22 protein-coding genes are annotated in these 22,572 nt (G+C 62.2%); 8 read left to right on the forward strand and 14 right to left on the reverse strand.

Translation table 11 applies throughout. The features are described from left to right. Positions 1 to 209: 209 nt before the first annotated feature. On the forward strand, positions 210 to 749 hold the full coding sequence (locus FKV24_RS14120; RefSeq protein ID WP_141482830.1) for a J domain-containing protein: 540 nt from the start codon (positions 210 to 212) through the stop codon (positions 747 to 749). Here FKV24_RS14120 and FKV24_RS14125 read toward each other — a convergent pair. Further along, entirely contained in the window at positions 667 to 2,061 is a 1,395-nt protein-coding gene (locus FKV24_RS14125) for a TIGR03013 family XrtA/PEP-CTERM system glycosyltransferase (protein WP_141482831.1), read from the reverse strand. The two genes, FKV24_RS14120 and FKV24_RS14125, sit on opposite strands and share 83 nt — an antisense overlap. Before the next feature lie 326 nt (positions 2,062 to 2,387). Between FKV24_RS14125 and FKV24_RS14130 the strand changes: the two genes are divergently transcribed. The 3 genes from FKV24_RS14130 to FKV24_RS14140 all read left to right on the forward strand — a co-directional run bounded on the left by FKV24_RS14130 (position 2,388) and on the right by FKV24_RS14140 (position 6,033). Continuing rightward, the gene (locus FKV24_RS14130) at positions 2,388 to 3,314 is read left to right on the forward strand and encodes a methyltransferase, TIGR04325 family (RefSeq protein WP_141482832.1); all 927 of its coding nucleotides are present in this window, start codon (positions 2,388 to 2,390) and stop codon (positions 3,312 to 3,314) included. 8 nt (positions 3,315 to 3,322) lie between these two features. Next, entirely contained in the window at positions 3,323 to 4,483 is a 1,161-nt protein-coding gene (locus tag FKV24_RS14135) for an acyltransferase family protein (protein ID WP_141482833.1), read from the forward strand. Positions 4,484 to 4,734: 251 nt separating this feature from the next. After that, positions 4,735 to 6,033, forward strand: a complete 1,299-nt coding sequence (locus tag FKV24_RS14140) for a tyrosine-type recombinase/integrase (protein WP_141482834.1) — start codon at positions 4,735 to 4,737, stop codon at positions 6,031 to 6,033. On the opposite strand, the gene FKV24_RS14145 is transcribed toward FKV24_RS14140, so the two are convergent. From FKV24_RS14145 to FKV24_RS14155, 3 genes are all read right to left on the reverse strand, one after another. Further along, a complete protein-coding gene (locus tag FKV24_RS14145; protein ID WP_141482835.1) occupies positions 6,008 to 7,231 on the reverse strand; it encodes a hypothetical protein in 1,224 nt (407 codons plus the stop codon). The genes FKV24_RS14140 and FKV24_RS14145 overlap by 26 nt on opposite strands. A 389-nt stretch (positions 7,232 to 7,620) precedes the next feature. Next, entirely contained in the window at positions 7,621 to 8,844 is a 1,224-nt protein-coding gene (locus FKV24_RS14150) for a YagK/YfjJ domain-containing protein (protein WP_141482836.1), read from the reverse strand. 247 nt (positions 8,845 to 9,091) lie between these two features. After that, positions 9,092 to 9,391, reverse strand: a complete 300-nt coding sequence (locus tag FKV24_RS14155; protein WP_141482837.1) for a hypothetical protein — start codon at positions 9,389 to 9,391, stop codon at positions 9,092 to 9,094. A gap of 578 nt (positions 9,392 to 9,969) precedes the next feature. Here FKV24_RS14155 and FKV24_RS14160 point away from each other — a divergent pair. Beyond that, positions 9,970 to 11,472, forward strand: a complete 1,503-nt coding sequence (locus FKV24_RS14160; RefSeq protein WP_141482838.1) for a DUF3987 domain-containing protein — start codon at positions 9,970 to 9,972, stop codon at positions 11,470 to 11,472. A gap of 244 nt (positions 11,473 to 11,716) precedes the next feature. Here FKV24_RS14160 and radC read toward each other — a convergent pair whose 3' ends face one another. The 7 genes from radC to FKV24_RS14195 form a co-directional block, all read right to left on the reverse strand. Then, positions 11,717 to 12,220: a RadC family protein gene (radC, locus tag FKV24_RS14165; protein WP_141482839.1), complete on the reverse strand. Its 504-nt coding sequence runs from the start codon at positions 12,218 to 12,220 to the stop codon at positions 11,717 to 11,719. 90 nt (positions 12,221 to 12,310) lie between these two features. After that, complete coding sequence (locus FKV24_RS20075; RefSeq protein ID WP_283016214.1) at positions 12,311 to 12,442, reverse strand: hypothetical protein; 132 nt, start codon at positions 12,440 to 12,442, stop codon at positions 12,311 to 12,313. Positions 12,443 to 12,463: 21 nt separating this feature from the next. Beyond that, on the reverse strand, positions 12,464 to 13,357 hold the full coding sequence (locus FKV24_RS14170; protein WP_141482840.1) for a recombination directionality factor: 894 nt from the start codon (positions 13,355 to 13,357) through the stop codon (positions 12,464 to 12,466). Beyond that, the gene (locus FKV24_RS14175) at positions 13,351 to 14,313 is read right to left on the reverse strand and encodes a YqaJ viral recombinase family nuclease (protein ID WP_249041029.1); all 963 of its coding nucleotides are present in this window, start codon (positions 14,311 to 14,313) and stop codon (positions 13,351 to 13,353) included. Before FKV24_RS14175 ends, FKV24_RS14170 begins: the two co-directional genes overlap by 7 nt. A gap of 99 nt (positions 14,314 to 14,412) precedes the next feature. Beyond that, positions 14,413 to 14,904, reverse strand: a complete 492-nt coding sequence (locus tag FKV24_RS14180) for an antirestriction protein ArdA (protein ID WP_141482842.1) — start codon at positions 14,902 to 14,904, stop codon at positions 14,413 to 14,415. Between the two features lie 99 nt (positions 14,905 to 15,003). After that, positions 15,004 to 15,804 carry a hypothetical protein gene (locus FKV24_RS14185; RefSeq protein WP_141482843.1) on the reverse strand — a complete coding sequence of 267 codons (801 nt, stop codon included), beginning with the start codon at positions 15,802 to 15,804 and terminating at the stop codon, positions 15,004 to 15,006. A gap of 283 nt (positions 15,805 to 16,087) precedes the next feature. After that, positions 16,088 to 17,389 (reverse strand): J domain-containing protein, encoded by a 1,302-nt coding sequence (locus FKV24_RS14195; protein WP_170288323.1) that lies wholly within the window; start codon positions 17,387 to 17,389, stop codon positions 16,088 to 16,090. Between the two features lie 156 nt (positions 17,390 to 17,545). Between FKV24_RS14195 and FKV24_RS14200 the strand changes: the two genes are divergently transcribed. Continuing rightward, positions 17,546 to 17,986: a helix-turn-helix domain-containing protein gene (locus tag FKV24_RS14200; RefSeq protein WP_249041030.1), complete on the forward strand. Its 441-nt coding sequence runs from the start codon at positions 17,546 to 17,548 to the stop codon at positions 17,984 to 17,986. A gap of 37 nt (positions 17,987 to 18,023) precedes the next feature. Here FKV24_RS14200 and FKV24_RS14205 read toward each other — a convergent pair whose 3' ends face one another. From FKV24_RS14205 to FKV24_RS14215, 3 genes are all read right to left on the reverse strand, one after another. Further along, complete coding sequence (locus FKV24_RS14205) at positions 18,024 to 18,980, reverse strand: DUF932 domain-containing protein (RefSeq protein ID WP_141482846.1); 957 nt, start codon at positions 18,978 to 18,980, stop codon at positions 18,024 to 18,026. A gap of 390 nt (positions 18,981 to 19,370) precedes the next feature. Continuing rightward, positions 19,371 to 19,901, reverse strand: coding sequence for a cytochrome b (locus FKV24_RS14210; RefSeq protein ID WP_141482847.1), 531 nt, complete (start codon positions 19,899 to 19,901; stop codon positions 19,371 to 19,373). Continuing rightward, the gene (locus FKV24_RS14215; RefSeq protein ID WP_141482848.1) at positions 19,898 to 20,980 is read right to left on the reverse strand and encodes a catalase family peroxidase; all 1,083 of its coding nucleotides are present in this window, start codon (positions 20,978 to 20,980) and stop codon (positions 19,898 to 19,900) included. The genes FKV24_RS14210 and FKV24_RS14215 overlap by 4 nt, the downstream gene beginning before the upstream one ends. A 119-nt stretch (positions 20,981 to 21,099) precedes the next feature. On the opposite strand from FKV24_RS14215, the gene FKV24_RS14220 reads away from it, so the two are divergent. Both FKV24_RS14220 and FKV24_RS14225 read left to right on the forward strand, forming a co-directional pair. Next, positions 21,100 to 21,615 (forward strand): RNA polymerase sigma factor, encoded by a 516-nt coding sequence (locus tag FKV24_RS14220; protein ID WP_141482849.1) that lies wholly within the window; start codon positions 21,100 to 21,102, stop codon positions 21,613 to 21,615. After that, positions 21,612 to 22,367: an anti-sigma factor family protein gene (locus FKV24_RS14225; protein ID WP_141482850.1), complete on the forward strand. Its 756-nt coding sequence runs from the start codon at positions 21,612 to 21,614 to the stop codon at positions 22,365 to 22,367. Before FKV24_RS14220 ends, FKV24_RS14225 begins: the two co-directional genes overlap by 4 nt. Positions 22,368 to 22,572 lie beyond the last annotated feature (205 nt).

Genomic DNA, 22,572 nt, shown 5'->3' on the forward strand with positions numbered 1-22,572 from the left:
TCCTGTCGAGCGGGCACGCGTATGACGGAAGCGTCCGTTTTCTGGCATGGAACAGGCCCTGCATTGCGGCTGTCGCGCATCCGGCGACTCTTATTCCACAACGGTCTCCAGCCGCGAACGCGGCCAGTCGCGGCGGTTCCGGGGCGGCACCGCAACGGAGTAGGATGTGGATGCAATGCCAGTGGCGATGCCCTAGATCAGGGGAGTCCATGAAGGCGGACCTGGCCGACATCTATGCGCAGCTCGACCTGCGACCGGACTGCAGCCTGGAGGAATTCCAGTACGCGTACCGGCGCCGGGTCGCGCAACTGCATCCGGACCGTCATGGCGGCCAGTTGCCGCCCGAGATGCAGGACACGCTGGGAACCCTGATTGCCCTGCATGCCAACGTCTGCGACTTCCACCGCCGCCACGGACGGATGCCCGGCGCGCTGCCCGCGCCCGGGCCCGGGCCCGAACAGTTGCCGGTCGTCGTCGCGCCCGAGTGGCCGCCGCAGGAGCGCGCGCCTAAACGTTCCCGGCCGTTGCGCACCACACTGACCCTGGCCGCATTGTTCATCGCGCTGATCGCGCTGCTGGCGTCATGGAGCTGGCTGAGCTCGCGTGCGGGCAGCGGCAGGGGCGCATCGGCCGACCTGCATTCCGGCGCCACGGCCCTGGCCGCGCTTACCTCGCGCCGCGTCGGAACAGCACCACCTCGACCGTCTGCAGCAGGATCATCATGTCGAACAGCAGGCCCTGATTCTTGACATAGAACAGGTCGAAGGTGAGCTTCTTCTCGGCATCGGCCACCGAGGCGCCGTAGGGGTAGCGCAACTGCGCCCAACCGGTCAGACCCGGCTTCACACTGTGGCGCAGGTGGTAGTAGCGGATCTCGCGATTGAGCATCTCGACGAACTGCGGCCGCTCCGGACGCGGACCGACGAAGCTCATCTCCCCGCGCAGGACATTGAACAATTGCGGCAGCTCGTCCAGACGGGTCATCCGGATCCAGCGGCCGACCCGGGTACTGCGATCGTCCTCGCGGCAGGCCCAGCGGGCGACGCCGTCGGATTCCGCGTCGACCCGCATGCTGCGGAACTTGACCAGCTCGAAGGTGGTGCCGTTCTCGCCGACCCGGGTCTGCCGGTAGAGCACCGGCAGACCCGACTCCAGCCACACCGCCAGGGCCACCAGCAGCATCGCCGGCCACGCCACCAGCAACAACGAGCTGGCGGCGACCAGGTCGAACAGGCGCTTGCTGAGGCGGCGCACGAGCGAGTGGTCGAAGCCGCCGGAGAACACCAGCCACGACGGGTCGGCGACGTTCGGCTTCACCACGCCCGCCTCGCGCTCGAAGAATGTCGACAGGTCGGAGACCACGATGCCGCGCTGCGCGCAGGCGAGCATGCCCTCCATCGGCAGGCAGCCACGCCGCTCGTCCGGCGCGACCACGATCTCGTTGACGCCAAGGCGTTCGGCCAACTCGACCAGGCCACGCGAGTCGGGCACCGACAATGCATCGGGCACCTTCACCGGCTGCCCGGGAACGGCGACGAACCCGGCCACCACGAACGACTGCCGGTCCGCCGCCCGGCGCAGGCTGCTGTTGATCTGGGCGGCATTCTCGCCGGCGCCGAACACCAGCACCCGGCTCTTGAAGATATCCGCCCCGACCACCCGCCGCGCCAGCGAGCGCAGCACGACCACGCCGACGAACCCGAACCCCATGGTCATCAGCAGCACGCTGCGTCCGACATAGGTCGACGGCACCAGGTAGTACAGGACCAGCAGGCCGATTCCAGCGAACGAGAACGCCAGCAACAGGCGCAGCAGGAACTCCGAACGCCGATGGCGCAGATAGGCCTGGTAGAGCCCGAAACAGGCCATCGCCAGGACGACGAAGGCCGCCACCAGCCACAGTCTGAACGGCGCGTGCTCGAGGAATATCCGCAGGCCCTGGGGGTCGTCGTGGAAGCGCAGCCACACCGCGAGCTTGCCGGCGGCCACGATCACCAGCGTCTCCAGCAACCACAGCAGGCGCACCGCCCGGCTGGTCCGGCTTTTCGAAACCGCTGTCACCTGATGCTTCTCCCACCGCGGACGGTCGTCAGTCGGGTCAGACGCTGCCCGGGATCCCGGTACCCGCCGGCGGGCCTTCCCCGCCCCAGCCGGCCGCCACCGTCGATATCCCTGTCGTCCTCGCGGCAACGCTCACGATGGGCGTCGGCTCGCAGCGCCGGACGCCACATCGGATGTTCAACGCAATGCGGCGGCGATCCGGCCATGCGCATGCGCCGGACCGCATCGGCGCCCGGGACCGGTCGCGTCGCCGGCGCAAGCTGTCCTCGCCGCGCCCCTCGTCACGTTGACCACGGCAGTGAACCCCAGCACAGGCAGGTCCGAAGGTGGCGCACGACACTCTCGCCGAAACCCGCAGCGGATTGCGCAGAATCGCCGCCGAAGCGGCCCAGTTGCCGGGCGTGCGGCGGCTGGCCGCACCGGTGTACCGGCGCATGTTCCAGCGCCCGTTCCAGGAGGAGGCCTGCTACTACGGCATCTACGGCAGCTACGCGGAAGCGGCCGCCGCGGCCCCGGCGACCCTGCCCAAGTCGTATGACGTGAACGCGTCCGGACGCATGTACCACGACCGGCTCGACCAGGTCAGGGTCAGCGACTTTCCGATGATCCACTGGATCTCGCGCCTGCTGGCCCAGGGCAGCCGCAGCGTCTTCGATCTGGGCGGCCACATCGGCATCAGCTACTACGGCTTCTCGCGCTACATCGACTATCCGCCTGACATGCGCTGGACCGTCCACGATGTCCATTCGGTCGTCGTCGCCGGCCGCGACCTGGCCGGACGCCGCGATGAACGCGGCCTGCTCCACTTCACCGACGCCCGCGAACAGGTCGACGGCAACGACGTGATGATCTCCTGCGGCGCGCTGCAGTACCTGGAATACACCCTGGCCGAGCTGCTGGAGCCGCTGCGCAAGCGGCCGGCGCACGTGCTGGTCAACCTGACGCCGATGCACCGCCGGCTCAACTACTTCACCCTGCAGAACATCGGATTCGCGATCTGCCCGTACCGGGTGCCCGCGGTGCCGGACTTCGTGTCCAGCATGGAACGACTCGGCTACAGGCTGGAAGATCATTGGGAATCGCACGAGCGCAACCTGCGCGTGCCGTTCTCGCCCGAGCACGACGTGGAGTGCTACCACGGGTTCTATTTCCGGCTGGCCAACGATGCGATGCCGGCCCGGGCGCGAGAGGCGGCGCAAGCGGGCGCGCATGGGGAAAGCCTGCCCGACGAGGGCCTCCAGGCCACCGGTTGAGGCAGCCGATGGCCGAGTCCGAGCGCCCCACCGAATCCACGCCCGCGACGGCGCCCGCCGGACCGGTGCCCGAGCGCCCGTCCGCGCCGCGGCAGCGGGTCAACGAGATCGACCTGCTGCGCTTCATCGCCGCGCTGGCGGTGGTGTTCTTTCACTACGCGTTTCGCGGCTACGCCGGCGGCGACCGCACCCTCATGCCCTACCCGCTGCTGGAACCGATCGCAAAATACGGTTTCAAGGGCGTCGAGCTGTTCTTCATGATCAGCGGCTTCGTCATCCTGATGACCGCCGCGAACGGCGACCTGCGCAAGTTCGTGGCCTCGCGAATCGCCCGCCTGTATCCGGCGTTCTGGGCCTGCTGCACGCTGACCTTCGTCGCGATCCTGCTGTTCGGAGGCGACCACTTCTCGGCTTCGCTGCCCCAGTACCTGGTCAACATGACGATGCTGAGCGGCTTCGTCGGCGTGCCGTCCATCGACGGGGTCTACTGGTCGTTGTTCGTCGAGCTGCAGTTCTATGCTCTGGTCGGCGCGGTGCTGATGCTGGGCAGGATCGGGCAGGCGCAGATCTTCCTGGCGCTGTGGCTGCTGGCGACGATCGTGCTGGAACTGTTCCCGGTCGGCCCGCTGCGCCGCTTGCTGATCGCCGACTACTCGGCCTACTTCATCGCCGGCGCGGCCTGTTTCCTGATCTGGTCGCGCGGCGGCTCGTGGTTCCGCTACGGAATGATCGCCATCTGCTTCGTACTGGCGATGCGCGAGTCGCTCGGCGGCATCGCCGGGTTCGAGCGCCACTTCAATACCAACATGAACGAAATCGTGGTGGCCGCGATCATCGCCGCCTACTTCGTGGTGATGCTGCTGATCGCCACCCGCCGGACCGGCCGCTTCGGCAGGCGCCGCTGGATGACCGCCGGCGCGCTGACCTACCCGCTATACCTGATCCACCAGAACATCGGCTACATGGCGTTCAACATCGCCTATCCCACCCTCAATCCGCATCTGGTGTTCTGGGGCACCCTGGCCCTGGTGCTGCTGCTTTCGCACCTGGTGCACGTGCAGATCGAGCGCCGCTACGGGGGCGCCCTCAAGCGCGCCTGCGCACGCATGCTCGACGCGCTCGGCAGCGGCTACACGCGACTGCGCACCCAGATGTTCCCCTCGGCCTGAGCGGCACAACCGTCGCCCATGTCCGCATGCGCGCAAAACAAAAGGGCCGACGATGAAATCGTCGGCCCTTTTGCGTCTTGTATGGCGCGCCCGGAAGGCGCCAAGCGAAGGAACCTTTAGTCAAGGATAGTCGGGGGCTACCCCTGTTTTTCCTTTCAGCACAGATAGTTGCGCGTTCAGACCCTACTAGCGCCGCCTAACGCAAACCAATACAATCCAGAGCTCGTAGGGGGGTATTTAGGCGGGTAGCTATGCCCAGGATCCCAACAAGGCTCGGATCTGATCTGGCCATTCGAAAGCTCAAGCCTCAGGCCGGCCAGAAGCACCCTGCCCGTTATGCCGTGGCCGGCGAACCTCCGGGCCTCTATATCCAAGTGACTCCAAACGGTGCGAAGTCCTGGCTGCTTCGTGTCACCACCGGCAACCGACCCCATCCAACGCGCCCAGGCACTCTGAACCAGATACGCCGCGAATTCGGCCTCGGCAAGTACCCGATCGTCAGCCTACAGGCTGCGCGCGACAAGGCAACTGCGTACCTCATCAAGGTATCCCAAGGGATCGACCCGAACGCCGAGCGCAAAGCAGCTGTGAGTGCGGCACTAACCGCCCAAGCCCGAATGCGCACGTTTCAAGACTGCGAGCAGCAAACGATTGAAGCCAAGGCTCCCGGCTACAAGGACGAGTTGAAGTCCAAGGCGGGCTGGCGCACCCGAATGGACCTGTACGTCCTCCCGGTCATCGGGAACCGGCTCATCTCGGACATCACCGTGGAAGACGTGGCTGCCGTGCTGGAGCCGATCTGGCGGACCAAATACCCCACTGCCAAGAAGCTGCTCCACGACTTGGCGGCTGTGTTCCGCTACGCCAAGGCCAAAAAACTCTACACAGGCGACAACCCCGCGAAGAGTGAGGCACTTGAGCCGCTTCTAGGTAAGGTGAGCCACATCAAGACGCACTTCCCTTCGCTGCCTTATCAACGAATGGGAGAGTTCATGACCGCCCTCCGTGCGCAGGAGACAGAAGCCGCTCGTGCCTTGGAGTTCGTGATCCTGACAGCAGCCCGATCCGATGAGGTCAGGAGCGCTACTTGGACTGAAATCGATTTCGAACGACGACTGTGGACTATCCCAGCCGGCCGCATGAAGCGGGGACGAGACCATACCGTCCCGCTATCAAAACCGGCGATCGAGCTGCTTAAACGCCAACACTCAAATGGTCACGCCCATCCGTTCACCAACCGACGAGGAGGCCCATTGAGCGACATGGCACTCAGTGTCCTGGTCAAGCGGATGCACGACTCCAGTATAAAGAGAGGGGGAGCAGGCTACCTGGATCCGGCGTACAACAAGATTGCCGTGCCACACGGATTCCGCAGCAGCTTCAAGGATTGGGCACGAAACCTGACCCAGTACGCCGACGAGGTGTCAGAACTGGCGCTGGCGCACGTCAATAGCGACTCGACGCGGGCGGCTTATGCGCGAGATGCCCTACTCGAACCCAGGAAGTTGCTCATGCGAGACTGGGCTATCTATTGTCGCCCAAGTTCCTGAGTCGACGTGCTTTTGTTAGAACGCGCGCCGCGGCCGCTTCCTTTTCAGTCTGGACATGCCTCCGCCCAGTCTGTGTACGGGTGATTACGTGGTACAGGTGGTCCGCCTGGTTCGCGCGGAACCCCAAGCTCCTCAAATAGTCCCGCAACCCCGATGGCATTTTGAGCCGTGCCTGAAGTGCCGACCGCTCCAGCTGCTCGGCATGAAAAACACGCTGATCCAACTCGTCTCGCTGCTTCTGCGACAACAACTCGCGTTGCTTGGCGGCTTCCTCGCGGGCTGGGGCTAGCCGGGTTTCCGTCACGGCGCGCAATGCTTCGTCGTGGATCCAGCAGTCGGTTGCAAGAAGCAGCAGGCTCATTCGTTTCGACAAGTTAGGGTCGGAGTAATCCTTCCCCATCCCGTTGTTGGCGATCTTTTCGACCGCGATTCCCTTCTCCGCATTTGGCCTGACATCCATCTTCATAATCCGCGCCATCGTGGTCGCGATTGCCCGATTGAAAAACCCTTCGGGATCCTCATCAATCAGCGCCTTCATCACCCCCTTGAAGTCATACGGATCCTGGGACATGCGGTAGGCGAGAAAAACACTCGGCGCGGCCTCTCGGTGTCCCCACTTGTCATGGACATGCCGCTCTCCAATCAGAGCTCGAAGCGTTGTCACGTCTTGGACCGCAATAAGCACATCCGTCACGCGAAGCGACACGGGAATCGGATTGACCTCCCATTCTCGAAGCGAGTACATGCCAAAGAACGCCCCATGAGAATGTGGGACCACGTCCTTTCGAATAACGCCGTACTCGACGCCAACCCGAAGCAGCCCGCCTTTAACGACAGTCAAGCCATCGTTCTGGAACCCTTCTATGGTCACAAACCCGGCATCCCTGAGACCCTGAAGGTGGGCCTCATCGAGGCCGAGATACTTAATGTTCCGATCGGCCATGGGCCCATGCTTGTACGCGACTTCCCCTTTTCCTGGACCGAACGACATTCGGCCGCAATCTCTTTTAACGAATTTATAAGAGACAGCAACCAGACCTTCCGGCACGCAAAAGTAGGCGCAGATCGACTTCTCAAGACACAGACTCAAGAGAAGAGCCGGAACGCCTTGTGGACCGGCATCCAACAGCCCCTCAATATCGGCGCATGCTTCAACCAACGGTAAAAGCCGAACGTGCTTCGCTCTTTGTTTCGACATTCCACGGCTCCCCCACCGCCCATCCACACATGACGCGCTTGGCGCCTCCAATTGGAGGCGCTAGCCAGACATTCTGCCGCAACGAGCGCTGCCGTGGGGTCTCCTCGGATCGACGAAGGGCGCTGATACGCGAACTCCGAACCGACCGCCGTCCCGTGGCGCTCCAAGCCGTTACGAAGGGTCGACCGGACACTCCTTCGGCGACTTGATCGCGACGTGAAGCCAACATAGAGAGGCCGTCGAAGGTCTCCTTCGGCTCACTAGGGAGCACAGGTAGGCGGACCTATGGTGACGACCTCGGTTCACGAACTAACAGTTTCGCCGGTCACGAGCCACGGCGCATCTACGCAGAGGTCTGCCCTGTCGCTGCCCACCAGCTCAACATCGCCTTATAACCATGGAGAAAGTGCGTGCCGGTCGGTCGCATCCAGTTGGATCCGAGATTCATCGACGGACCTCTTCCTGGCCGCAACCCGCCTCATCTGACCGAACAGGGCTTGCTTCACAGTCGAGAGTCCATCGTCCCCTACCCGGGGTGCTCCACGACGCACGTAGCTCTTATCTACAACGCCGCGTCTGAAGTTGCGCGACCCTTCCCCCGTCGCGACGAGCTGAACATTGCTCTTGCACAGGTACCGGGTTGCGTAGAATAGCCCCAGGAGCTTCTTCGCGTCGGAGCAGTGAATTGTCCCGATGCCGAGATGTTTGTACCTCTTCGCCAATGCAAAGCAGTTGAAGTAGCTCCCAACCCGATCTGATCCGACACATTCCGTCATCCAGTACTCTCCAAGCATCTTGGCCAGGTTGACGCCTGCGCGGCGCTCATGACCGTCCAGAAGCGCCATCACGTGATAGTGCCTTCCTCGTTCGAGACCGTCCTCCCGTGCGCTCATCCATCCCAGGACATCTGGAACGATCTTGCAGCCAGACAAGGCTGACGCGAATTTGTCGAAAGCAGCCTCTGCCTCTGGTGTATAGCTCCATAGCCTGTCCTTCTCTCTGACGTACAGGTCCACGCGGAGAACGAGCAGGCGGGAGCGCCTTCCGAACAGACTCACCAGGTAACTCAATGCACGACGGAGCTTCGCTTCCGCGTTTCGTTCGAAGTTCCTCACCGAAGCCTTAAAGGCCTCGGTATTGGTTTGGATGTGAATCTCGACTGCCAAAGCCGAGACAGCAATGCACAGGCGTTCATGATCCTTGTTGCCCAGTGCCTCATTGATCGACGCCTCCGCCTCGGCTACTGCCTTTAGAGCGACATCGAGATACGGATGGAACTTATGGTGCCCGAACCGTGGGCACTCGTCCTTGCCGATCCCGACAGTTATAACCGCGCGGTATTGCCTGCAAATCAGCAGAAGCGAGTGACCTAGGCGGTTCAAGCGGACAATGCGAGCCTTCCTCCATCCGGCAACTATCTTGCACACGTCGCCCCTGAAGAATCGGATCCGCTTCGCAATCCTCATTAACTGACCCAGGTAGATCACCGAGTCGTATTCATGCGTTATTACAGACTTCCCGCCAGGAAGGTGAGTACATCCTCGCGATAGCAACTCGAGCTTTCGCCCCCCCTCCTGAGCCTCCAGGAAGTCCTCTTCCGTAAACGTCATCATGCCTTCTCTCTAGATACAGTCAAGCCAACTTGGCATTCTGTTGAATCCGACCACCATTAACCTCCTCACTTGAATATTACGAACTGACAGCCATACAACACAGATAGATATGGATATAGATCAGATAGCATAAGAACCGGAAGTTCCGCCCAGCAAATAACCTGTATTCCAGGCCTGGCGGCGACAATTCTCTGGCTGTGCCGGAATAGATGGAAAGCCGATACATGCGCTGAGTTAGTGTTAACCGTTATTGCGTGCCACCCCTCGCAGGCCCATCGAGCCATTCGGCAATCCGCACGGTATGAAAGAGCACCGGCACTCCGTTCTCTCCTTTCCCTCCCACGCACACTTCGGCGTCGGCGAGTAGGCGATCGAAGCTCTTGTGACGCGGGTTCCGCAGGTTGTCGATCGTGGCGCGACTCTTCTTGGATTCGAAGCACACCTCCTTCTTGTTCATGCGCATGCCATAGCGGCCCAGCAAGTACTGCTTGCCGTCAAAGGCCGTTTGCGTTGCTGGTTCGATTTCGTTTGCGCGGTGCGCGGCCATGTTCCCCGGGCTCCGTCAGTGAGAACGGCGCCAGAGTGCAGGCGAAGCGTGACTAGCGTCCAAGCTTCGTTTCGAAAGTGATTCGCTTTCACTCGCTCAACCGCGGTCACTACTGCGCTCCAGCTGACCTGTAAGCCGCCCGGGTGACGTCGCCCAAGACGATACCGCTTCGCCGCTTCCGCATCGGCCGCAAGCGCGGGAAACCGAGCCTGTCGCCCTTCTTTTTTTGCTAAGCGCTTGATTTAACTAGAGTCGAACTAACTCCAGTGGAAAAAATCAGTGCCCGGGGGACTTGGGATCTGGCTCGAAGACCGCGTGGCTCTCCTCCTGGCAGCGGGGACAGGTGGACGGATGTCGGAGGTCGAGGTCACTCGCCATCACTCCAGCGACCCCAGGCCGCCGTCGAATGGAAAAGCTATTCGGTGCCCAAACGAAGCGTGGCACCGGCCTGGAAAGCGACTCAGGCTGTCCATCGTCCGCTCGCCACCACGCTGCTTCCTACGGGGCAACCGGACACGCAAGTGAACCGCCAGGATCGACCGGGCGGTTGAGCACTCCATGTCCACGAAGAGGTTTACATGCACCACCATTTCTCAGAATGGCCCGCCAACCAGGGTTTCTCGGCCCCCTCAGACCTTCCCGCACCATCCCGGGTGCAGATGGAATATAGCGACCGGTACGATCTGCCTCGTGTCATGTCGGAGCTTCCCGGAACGCTGCGCGATTGGGTTCAGGCAATCGTGTGTGCGCTTGGGGTGGACCGGGGCCTTGCCCTGTCCACGCTGCTCTCAGGAATGGGCTCCGCGGTACAGGGTGCCCGGACGGTCCGCCTACCACAGGGCAGCGATGAGCCACTGGCCCACTTCAGCTTCATTCTTGCCGGCCCCACTACAGGCAAGACTCGTACGCACCGACTCGTCCACCAGGTGCACAACGCGCATGACATCAGGCGCTATCAGTCATACCGCGCTGGCAAACGCCGTTCGATGGTCTGCGAAAACCCGAAGTCGAATCTGGGAGGAGCGCTGGATATGCGTGACCCCGCGGCTCGGCTGCGCTCAATTATCCTGCAAGACACCACCAACCGCGGCCTGCTTGAAGCCTTGGACGGCGTGGGGGAGTCAACGGCAATCTCGGTCGACGAAGGGGAGCGGGTGCTGGAGACCGCGCTGTTTCGACGGCAGCTGGCGACGCTCAATAGTCTCTATGACGGAGCGGGTAAGGTTATGCTGAGGCGGGGCAAAGGCGACGTGCTCGCCGCCTACGGTGCTTCACTGACGATCCTCGTTATGGTGCAGCCTGATGTCTTCGAGGCGTACTTGGCGAAGCATGGGGCAGCGGCTCGCGGAGTAGGTTTTTTCGCGCGCTGTCTTTTCACCACTTTGCCGGCGTTTCCTGAATGGATCGCGGAGCCAGTGCAGCCCCCTGAAGGCTGCCTTGACGCGTATCACGCGAAGGCGTCCACGTTCCTCGACGCTCGGCTTGTGCAACTGGAGTCCGGCGGCAGCGAGGCCGGAGCAATCTGCTTCTCTCCGGCCGCGACTCAGCTCTGGTTCCAGTTGGCAGCCGAGCAGCGGCGGCTCGCTGCAACGGACTACTGGCACGCCCAGGATGCAGCCAACCGCTCGATGCAAAATGTCGCTCGCCTCGCAGGCATCATTCATTGCTACTGCGATCATGGAGATGATATTTCCATCGAATCGCTCAGGGCTGCGTGGGCGATCATCCAATGGAGCTTGTCGCAATTCGCTCGGATATTCCCGCCCAAGCCCCTACCGCATGTCGAAATGCCGAAGCTGAGTCCCCAGCAGAAGCGCCAACAACGCCAAGTCGACGACTGTCAGACCATCTTGGATTGTATTGCCGACGCATGTGCGCGCAACCGTGAGCCGGATGCGCTTAAATCAAACGTTTTCATCCGCAGCGGGCTGTACAACGCCCGTTTCCGCACCGCGCTCATGCGGCTGGTTGACGAGGGTGTGGTCCTGGAGACGGAGAAGGGATCCGGAGCGCGGTTAAGTATCATGGCGCCCTATGGTCATCCAGACCCTTTCTCGCGCCTCAATCACTCTCGGCTCTGACGACGGCCTGGCCCTTTTCAGCGTTTCACACGGGTCGCCTGCCCGCCGTAAAAGGGCAGGATCCTCCGCTGTAGCGCGTGTTCTCGTCAAACCGATGCCGTGCCTGGGTTCACAGGAGCGCGCAGCGACGCTGGAACCGCTTCGCAGATGCCAAAAAACAACAGGGCAACCACAGCCTGCCAGCCGCTGTCGGCTGGCAGGCGAAACGGTTGCGTTGCGCTCCAGGGGCTTCAGCCTGTAGCCATCACACCCAGCCACGTTCAGCCAAGGCCATCGTCTGGTGTCCGCCCACAATGATGTGGTCGAGCAGGCGCACATCCACCAGGGAAAGCACCTGCTTGAGTTGCGCCGTGACGGCTCGATCCGCTGCCGAAGGTTCAACCGACCCGGACGGATGGTTGTGCCCAATGATGATCGCTGCGCAGTTCGTCTGGATCGCCTGCCGGACCACCTCCCTCGGATGCACCTCCGCCCCGTCGATCGTCCCTTGGAACAGCTCCGCGTACTCGATGAGACGGTGACGGCTGTCGAGGAAGGCTGCGGCAAACACCTCCCGCTGGATCCCTGACAACTTGTCCCGAAAGAAATCTTTCGCTGTCTTGGGATCGGTGAAAGACGCCCCCCGGCTCATCCGTTGTCCGACGACGGCCCGTGCCGCTTCCACGATCTCGTCGCCGCTGGCGACCTTGTACCTGCGCGTCGTGCTCCTCACGTAGAGCGACAAGTGCTCTGGCGTGTTTTTGTCCATTGCTCCCTCATCTATCAGATGGCCCCGCAGGGCCAGAAACGACGAAGGGGCGCCTATGCGCCCCTTCGATCACTGTTTATGCCCGTCTGCTCAGCCGCGAGAAGACGCCCCGTGTCCCGGCGAATACTGCGTCCGCGTCGCGGTGTACATCCACACCAGGAAGCGTCCAAAGCCGTACAGTGCGAAGCCGTAGACGACCACCGCACCAATCACCCTCGTCATCGCACCCTCCTTTGTTTGGCGTCAGGCAGTGCCTGCACGAGCGACCTTCTTCTGAAGGCGCTCGTGCAAGCTGACGGTGTCGCTGCTCGGCGCTTGACCACCCGGACCCGGCTCCTGGCTATCCGGGTAGAACTCTTCCACGACCGCCGGAACATCCTCGGCCAGGTCCTCGAACGCTCCATTGGCGAACCCACGGCGAGCGGCCTCGTCCAAGGCCTCCTGATCGAACCCCGCGTCCCTGCGGCTCTGGTCGACCTCCCGGGCTTGGGCAATGGCCTGTTCCAGCGTCAGTCCAGAGCGGACCACCAGATCGACGTAGTAGATCGCTGAGCGGAAGCTCATCGTCGTCGACTTACCCCGCAGCTTCAGCTCCAGGGGCATGCAGGCCAGCCTGCCGCCCGACACGGCGTGGAAGTACTGCAGCCGGGCTGCGAGCGTACGGATCGTGTTGTAGGACGTGGTCCTCAGCACGAAGCTGCCCAGTTCGTCTTCATCCCCGACCCGGACATTCAGCCGAGCGTAGGCCTTGCACTCGCCCATGGCGAAGGAGCAACCATCCGGTCCCGGGCAAAGCTCCTGGGTCATGCCCTCCTTGCCAACGCGCCTGGATGTTTCGCCGTTGCCCACGCACACCGGCCTGCCAGTGGACCGATCGAAGAGCGAGTAGTCCGCCCGCAGGTTCAGGGCCGGGTCGTTGAACAGCAGCCGGACCGGGATCGAGCGCAGCTTTCCGCCTGCGTCCTTGCGGAGGGTTTCGTCCAGCGGGTGGAGGATCCAGCCGTCCCGGTTCTGCACCTGGCTGGTCAGCGTGAACTGGTCATCCTTCTCCGGCAGCCGCTTGCCGTTGCGCTCGATCACACGGCCAATGGAGATCCGCCCGACCACGGGCGGTGTAATCGTCAATCCTTTCAACATGACTTTGCTCCTTCCTCGGTGTACGAGACAATCCGGAATCGGCGAGATCCAGGCCGTTCGACGGTGAACTCGCTCACGATGGCCGGATGGGCCTGGGCGAGCCGCTTGAGATCGACGCTGGTGCCGTCCTTGGAACGCCGGTAGGTGATCTCTCCCTTGGCAAAGAGCGCCTTGGAAGCATCACCCATGGATTCCTCCAGTCGCTGGCGCAGCTGCTCGGCCTGCTTGTCCAGCTGGCCGATCTGATCCCGAAGCGAAACCAGGTCGGCAAAGGCGGCCGAGAGCTCGGCATCCCCCGTGAAGTCGACGCTGGTGTCATTGCCCACGTAAAGGCTGCGCAGAGCCCTGGCCGCCGACTCACTGCCATCTGCCGGCGGTGGCGTGTCCTGCTCCACGTGCTCCCAGAACCGGGCCTCCAACACGATCAAACGGGCGATGACTTCCTCGTCCCGCTCGATCCGGTGGACCTCAAGCTTCTGGCCGCACAGCAGCACCGCTACGTCTGCGGCCTGCTTGCCCGTCACCGCCAGTTGGTGCTGGACCTGGATCTGGACGTACTCCGGCACGCCGTCCTGCCATAGCCTAGAGCCGTACTCCCCCGCCGTCTTGCACTCCAGGATCTGGACATCCTCGGCACCCACCACTTCCCGGTCGATGTTGGCCAGCATGAAGCTGTACGTCGGGTGTTGGAGTACCGCGTTGAGCTTCCGGACTTTCCGATTGGTCTTCTGCTGGTAGGCCACGGCTACATAGGGCTCCAGCAAGGTGCCCCAGAAACGGGGATCGTCCATGCTTTGGTGATCACCGGACGCATCCACCCGCCCCGTCTTCTCCAGCCAAAGTTCCAACGGGCTCTTGTAGGGGTTCAGCCCAATGGCAGCCGCCGCATCGGAGCTGCCTATACCGCCCTTGCGCACCTCCAGCCATTGGTCGCGGTCCAGCTTCGTGGTGTCCACCAGGCGCAACGCCGCACGTCTTCCCATTTTCCTTCTCCCAAATGAAAAGGCCGCCCGGTGGGCGGCCTCAGTGGCAACTGTTGAGTTCGTTTTGTTGGTTCAATCGTTCCAGAACACATGAACGCCGCCATCAGTGGCGGCGATGAACCTTACGTCGCCCATCGCAGCGGCCTCGCGGCCATGGGCGTCGAAGTCGAAGTCTGGGCAGATCTGCAGGAGCCTTCCGGTCAGGGCAAGGTAATGCCGCGCCCAAGCCGCCGCATCGGGATACGTGCCTTGGTAGGTATCGGCGAACATGTCCGCCGCTTGCAGCACGCCGTCAAAGCGCCGATCCGCCCACAGTTTCTCGAAAGGTTCTCCGTAATCGTCCACGGCGTCCAGATAGGCCAGCAGTTCCCCGATGTCCGGGTACGGGCCAAGGTCGGGCATCCCATCGTAGGCAAGTACGCACCAACCTTGGACACCCGGTAACCCTCGCAGTACCTCTGCGATCTTGCGACGCATTGCGTCGGCGTCATCGACGTCGATCCATTGACTGAGCCGCTCGCCATACGCCCCGACTGCCTGGACAGCGACAAGTATCCGGGCCATGGGAATCTCCTGACAGAAGAAAGGCCGCACAAGGCGGCCTTCGTGATTCGGTCAAATGCATCCGGAAATCGCTATCAGTTTTTGAACTGCGCTTCCCGTTCAGTTGACCCGCTTGAGCTTCCCGCCGTGTAACAAGTATTCGATGCCTCCCTCAACCGATGGGCAGCAGTCGGGATCATCAGGACTGAGCGTCAGCGTTTTCAGCCTGATCGCTCCTTCTTCGACCACGACACCGTTGACCGTATCGCCAGCCCCTTCGACGGGCGTCATGCTGGCGAACTTCAACGCCCCATCGCCTTGCCGCAGGAAGGCGGAGAGGTACTGCGTGGAGGAGCTCTGTGAACCGACCTCGATGATGAACAAGGCGGCAGCATCGCTCGATCCATCCCCGTCCAAATCCCCCAACGCCACCTTGCGGGCGTCCACATGTTCATCGCCTGCTTCAGCGCTGGCCGTGATCGCAATGACGTTTTCGATCACCGACTCATCCGACACTTGATTGGCTTGGGTTGACGCTTCGTATTCCTGAACCGGCGGATCTGCCACGCCATCTGCCACAACCGACTCACCGGAACCATCGTTCGCTTTGACGATCGGTTCGCCCAGAATAGCCAAATGCTCCAAGGCCGTGGAAGGATCGACGCCATTGCATTGCGCAGCGGCAACGACCGTTGCTTCGGGGAAGCCAGGAAGTATCCTTTCACCCTTCTGCATGGCCTCCAGGCCATCCTCACCGTACTTGGCTTCCAGTTTGTCGTAAACGCATTCGCATCTTGCTTCAGGTGCGCCTTGGCTCGTGCATCCCGCCATGAACTCGCTTTGAGCCTTCCCAACGCAGGCACACACCATCATCGAGGTCGCCGCGAGAACCAGGACACGTATCACGTGCTGCTTGGCCACTATCATTTCCTCCCGAAAGCCAGGAATCCGATGAACCCCAGAAGCACCAGGATACCGATAGCTTTCCCCAACCCCGGAATGAGGATTGCCGGCCAGATCACAGCGCGACCCAGGTTGTACGCGAAGCCCTTGTACGCGTAGTCACCCCACCAGTTTCCGTATATGGCAAACACGAAGATCATCAGCACATACACACCAAGAATTACACGGCCCATTCAATCACCCCTGTTTTGTGTTAGTAAACGAAAATGCCCGCTATCCACGCTCGTTCGCACAGCAACTTCTAGCCCGCCACAGTCGCGGAGAGTGCTTTCAACCACGATTCTGCGTGATCCTCAAACTGGCGAATCAAGCTCCTTGCCGCTTCACGAGGGATGCCCATTCTGAACAGAAGAAGCAGTAACGCTTCCTCGCGTGGTATTCTCAGCTCGAACTCGCCGGCACCGTCACGATGGAAGAACATCGCTGACATCATCAGCAGGTCCTCTTCGTCCATCTTGATGGGCCGCCCGAAAACGAGCGGGAATTCTTCTCGAAATGCGAGCTTGTAGACTTCGCTGATCTCGTGCAGCCGGGTGAACTGATCCGCCGCCGCCTTCTTGAAGTCACTTGGAAGCTTTGAGAAGCCGTAGTAATGCAGCACCATAAAGAGCATCAATGCGAGTTCGACGCTATCGGCCTCGACCGATACATGCCTATGCTGCGGTTCACGGCCCACTGCCTCGTACAACTCGGGGAAGCGGTCGGCGATGCAGCGCATTTGGCGATCGATCAGTTCATCGATCAGAAATGTTCCCCCTTCCAGCTCCGAGCGCAGTGCCACCATCGCGCCTCGATGGAGCGTCCAGAGGCCATCAATGCCCGACACCCTGCTCTCCCTTATGGAATCAGGGCGGTTATTGGTCGAGGCCGCTGACTGTCTGAATACAGCCGACAGACGTGATGCGAAGGTCAGGATGGCCAGGTGCTCGATCAGATCGGCCTTGAAGAACTCCGCCCCGTTGATGAGGACCCGGCTGTGTGTGCCCGGCTCCACCTGTCTGATGTCCCGGAAGGCGATCTGCCGCGGGTTATCCAACTTCTGCTTGCAATAAACCGCATCGTTTGTGACTAGGAGTCCCTCCTTCGCACCGCCAAAAAGTGTGTCGTCCAGGAGGACAATCACGTCTCCCGGGGAGACGCCGGGCGCATAGGAGGAGATGGCACCGTCCAGCTTCTTATGCGGAATGTTGGGCCTCGCGTACACCTTGTCGTGAACCCACTTCCAGTCCGGTTTCAGAAGAACGGTCGCCGCATCTTGGGTGTCTGGGACAGGCGCCGCACGTTTCGGAGTGGGTGCGCCATGGGCGGGGCGGTCGGGTGCTTCTTGACCCATGCGGGCGCGCAGCTCGGGACTGATGAGTGCTTGGTAGGCCTCATTCACCTGCTGCATCTTCTCGGTTGCCCAAGCCAGGGTTTCGGCATCCGCTTGGGCGTAACGGTCGGGGTGGTACTGGCTGCGTCGACCTTTGTAGGCCAGCTCAATCTCCTCCCGACCCGCGTTCGGGCGAATCCCCAGAATGTCGTAGTAGTTATTACCGGACACGCTTCCCCCTGTTCCCGTGCATTGCTCCGCAGGAGCCTCAGCCCCCATTCACTAGCCCCGGCTTGACGGAGCCAGACCTCTATCTTAAAGATAGAGTCTGCCACGCAGCTAGGGGTTTCGTCATGATCTGGATTGTCCCCACCTGTCTGGTACTCGGTGTCCGAATCCTCCGCACGCGCCCTGTTCGCTGCGCGCCTGCTTCAGGCGCGGCAACTGCGCGGCCTCAGCCAGCGGGCTCTGGGGGACCGCATGGGCCTGGGTAAGGAGAAGGGATCATCCCGTATCAACCGCTACGAGCACCAAGTCACAGCCATTGGCTTCGACAACCTGGAGAAGCTCGCAGCGGTGCTGGATGTGCCCGTCGCCTACCTGCTGGCGGATAACGCTGCCATGGCCGACGCTATCCTTGAACTGTCCAAGGCCAGCCAACGCCAGCAGGCCAGCTTGGCCTTGGCGATCAAAGGGATGACAGCGACACCGGCCCTTGCCAAAGCGTTGATCAGGGTGCTGCAGCTCCCCAAGCCGGAGCAAGACCGCATCATCCAAGCCGTGCTGGGGCTGCTGCCCGATCCCACAGGGAAGGGCGAGGACACCTGAAGCACCCGGCGCCCCGGATGCTTCAAGACCCCGCAGGCTAGGCCACCAGCTTCATCACCTCGTCCCAGGCCCGCTGCTTAATCTGAGCCCCCTGCCCGAACCAGGCGGCATCTCTGCGGTGATCACCGCTGCGCGCACGGCGGTGGTAGTCCACGTACTCGGTGACGCTGTTGAGAAGTCCCCACGCCGTCCCACGGCTGGACGCCATGAGGGCTCCGCGCCCACCGCCTTCGTACAGGGAGCGAACACTGGCCAATGCCTGTTCGTTGACAATCGGGTGTTTGCCCTCCGGACCTGCGTAGGTGAGCACCCGACGCAGCAGCCCTTCGGCCGAGCCCGGATCCACCGGACGGTCGCACAGCGCCTTCATTCGGACGACGAAGGCGTCCCACGACGACACGGTGATGCCCAGCTGACGTTTCACCATATCGGGGTCGAACTGGCTGCGGTGCGGCACCTTGACGGCGCCCATGTTGCTGCCCAAGGCGATGGCGAGGGTGTTGTTGCAGACCACACGCACCGAGGTGAACTGGGCCGTGGTCGCCAACGTCCCGTCACAAGCGGTGGCCAAGAGCAGGTAGCCCTCCACCCGATCCTTCCTCTTCAGGACGGCGCTCTGACCGGTTCTGGCAAGCGCCCAGAACTTGCGGCCCTCCCGAAGCACGCCAGCCGTCTCCAGCTCGAAACCGCCAATGTCGGTCAGGTCGCGATAGAAATCCAGGATCTCACCCGGCTGGACCACCTGGTAGCGCTTGGACACGACCGACAGCGGTGCATGGGTGTCGGAACGGTACAGGACCTTCTGCTCGGGAAAGGCATTGATCGCACCGATGCCATTCTTGCCGACGACGTAGCGGACTTCGGACTCTTCGATCTCCCAATCCATGCCAGCCTGCTTGCGCCAGACATCGATCGGCTGTTGTGGTGCCAGCTTGTTGCCAAGGCCGTGCCACGGCCGGTCGCCAGCGTAGGCTATTGTTTCAACTAAATGCATGGTCGCTTACTCCTTTGGTGACGGCATAAACGCACAAGGCCCGGAGATCCCGGGCCTTGTGCATTTCGCTCGTGATGGATCAGATTCTGTCGGGGCTACCGCAGGTGCACTTGACGATGCTGACCAGCACAGCCGCAGTCACGACAAGCACGCAATAGAGGGGGCTGAACTTGACAGGGGACACATTCACTCCTCGGATCGGCGCATCAGAGCGGATGCGCCAAGCGCGAAGCGGGATTCTTCCGGCTTCATGAAGGTGATATGGGTTTGAAAAAACTTTGAATAGCCTATGTATGGAGGTAAACGGGATGATGACAGCCTACGACTACGTTCAGATATCGGTACTTGACCGAAGTCGCCGAAGCCGGTGCAAAGGTGGATCGGTCGCTCTCACCGAACCATGCTGCGAAAAACCCCGTCGCGACGAATCAGTGCGTGGTACAACGCTGCGCCCATGTGCCCCAGGAAGGTGAACAACAGCAGGTATGCGAGCGCACCATGCGCGGTACGCAGCCAGGCAAACATCAAGGCGTTCTCCGGCATGATCGCGGGCAGTCGCAGGTTCCCGCCGAGCATGACCGGATAGCCACCGGCCGACAGCATCGCCCATCCGATTAGTGGAATCGCGATCATCAACGCGTAAAGCAGCCAATGCGACAGATGCGCGGAGACGCGCTGCAGCCTGGGCAGGTCGGCCGGCAACGGTGGAGATGGGTTGCGCAGGCGCACGACCAGCCGCGTGATCGCTAGTACCAGAATCGCGATGCCCAGCGCCCGGTGGATCGCCAGCAGCCACTGGTGCTTGTCGCTCACCGTGGCCACCATGCCAACGCCGATGAACAGCATGGCCAGAATCAGTACGGCCATCGTCCAGTGCAGCACGCGGGCGGCCACGCTGAAGGAGGTGTTCCTCGTATTCATCGTGCAGCCTCCGATCCGTCATGGGCGGGCGTGGAAAATCCGGGAACGTGCGCTTCCTCGCGAGTGCGGCGTAGGTGTGAGTCGGCGTAAACCGCCGCTCGCGCAGGCAGCAACGGGTCGTCAGAGATGGCGATACCTGCGGGCAACACGGTCGGGTCATAGTTAACGTCGCGACACGGACCGCTGTCCTGTGGCTGCTCCCGGTCGAGCACGAGCACACCGGCATCGATGGTAGTGCGATCGACAGGCCAGGTCCGGGTCGCGTCGTTGGTCGGATCGCCGGGGTCGGCCAGTGTCACCAGCAGCCTCCAACGCACTGGCCCGGCCATCAGCCGTCGTTGCAGATCGTCAATCAAGTAGTTCGCTTCGTCGGCTGGGGCAATGCTGGCGTCGGTAGCTTCAGGCGCCACCCGCCAACGGACCGCACGGTGTTCTCCATCGGCGTTTATGAAGTAGAACGCGTTCAGTCCGTAGTAGCTGTCGGTGACGAAGCTGGCTGACGGCCGGGCGGATTCAGCCCAGGTCCGGAACGCGACAGTTTCCGGATGCGCGTCGAAAAAGGCCGCCAGTTTAGCGGGGTCGGGCTTGCCGGTGGCCGGATCCTTGCGGCTAGCCACCATCTGCTCGTGAAACGCCCGCGGGGTGGCCACGGGGAAGACGGGCATGTTGTTCATGCCGGTACGCCACTGTTGGCCGTTAGCAAGATTGAAGCGCAGCGCCAAGCTGCGTATCGGCACGCTGCTGTCGGGCGCGTACGGATTGCCGCCAGGAATGGCGAAGCGGCCCACGACGGGCGTCCGCCCGGCCGCAAATACCAGGGCCTTCGAGTAGGTGCTGGCTTTGCCGTTGCCTTCGAAGTACCCCGACACACACACACCCTTGGCGTGGTTGCGGCGGTACCCTGGATGCACGCCAGCCGCCAGCTGAAACTCGTTGACGATGCGCTCAGGCGTCAGTCGCTGGGGTGACAGCCAGCCGCCGACGTAGGCGAAGGCCGCCACCACCGCCGCGATGGTGCTGAAGATGATCCAGCGCCCGCTGTCTGCGGACGGGCGGGACGAACGTGGGTGATCTTGCATGCGCTGCCTCCGGGATGGGGTTTCCCTGACAGACGCCAGACGCGGCAATTTATTCCCTCGTAATGGAATAATTTGCACGCTACGGCGTCTTGGCATGAGAACCCACTGCGACCCCGGCCATGTCCACCCCCGCGTTCGATGACCAACTGAGCGAACTGCTGCCGCGCCTGCGGCGCTTCGCGCTGTGGCTGACCCGCGACCTGCCGAGCGCCGACGACCTGGTCCAATCCACTATCGAGCGCGCCCTGTCCACCCGCGCCGCCAAACGCGAGGAAGGCGACCTGCGTGCATGGTTGTTCCGCATCCTGTACCGCCAGTTCCTCGATGCACGGCGCCGCTCGCAGCGCTACGCTTGGCTGCTCAGCCGCCTACGCGAAGAAGATGAGCCTAGATGGCCCTCGGCCGAGCGGGAAGCGCTGGCGCAGTCCGCACTGTCTGCGTTCGAGCTCCTCACATCCGAGCAGCGCAGCCTGCTGCTGTGGGTGACGGTGGAAGGGCTCAGCTACAAGCAAGTGGCCGACATCCTCGACGTACCAATCGGCACTGTGATGTCGCGCCTTTCACGTGCGCGCCAGGCCATGCGCCGCTACGGCGATGGCGAACAACACACTCCTTCCCTACGATTGCTCAAATGACTACGCCTCCCAGAGAGCAGGACATCCATGCCTATGTCGACGGCCGCCTCGAAGGCGAACGGCGCGAGGCAGTCGAGCATTACCTCGCTCAACATCCAGATCGCGCCGCAGAGGTGCAGGCGTGGCAACGCGACGCCCAGCGCCTGCGCGCGTTGTTCGGTGGCACGCAGACGCTGGCAGACAACCCGGCATTGCACCCCGTGACGATCCGCAGGCAGCGGCAGCAGCGCCGAATGCGGTTGCGCTCGCTAGCGGCCACGATGGTACTCGGCCTCAGCCTAGGTGCACTGGGCGGCTGGCAGGCCCGCAGTATTCGCGCCGAGAACGCGGTCGCGCCGATGGCCGATGCCATAGCCGCCTATCGCTTGGTTGCAATGGACGCCAGCGCACGTCCGGACGTTGTGCCGATAAACGACGGCGAGATGCAGGACTGGCTCGACCTGCATTTCCAGCGCGTCGCACGCCTGCCCGACCTGAGCGCCGCTGGATTCCACGCCGTCGGTGGACGGTTGTTCGCCACGGATCAGGGTCCCGCCGCGATGGTGCTGTACCGGGATGCGGCAGGTCTCGCGATCAGCTTCTACGTGCGACCGCCCGGCCCGCGAAATCAGCTCCTACCGTCCGGGCAGCGAACGGAAGGCGGACTCATGGCGCAGTACTGGTCGGGGCACGGCTACAACTATGCGATGGTCAGCCGCGCGGATGGCATTGCCCCGCGCGTCGTGGCGCAAGCATTGCATGAGGCAGGTTGAGAGTTGCCAAGAGGCTTGAGTATGTCCGCTATCGGCCATCAGCGGACGTTCGATCAGCTCTGGCCACCACACAGTGGATATACATGAAGTCTAAACGTCTATAGCGCTATCCAGGATAACGTCCAATCGTTGGATAAGGCATGCCGGTGTCGCACCTTCATCGTGATGCTGCGACTTCACTGGCACCGAGGTACGCTCCTGATTG

Source organism: Marilutibacter maris (assembly GCF_006546735.2).
Classification (GTDB): Bacteria; Pseudomonadota; Gammaproteobacteria; order Xanthomonadales; family Xanthomonadaceae; genus Marilutibacter; species Marilutibacter maris.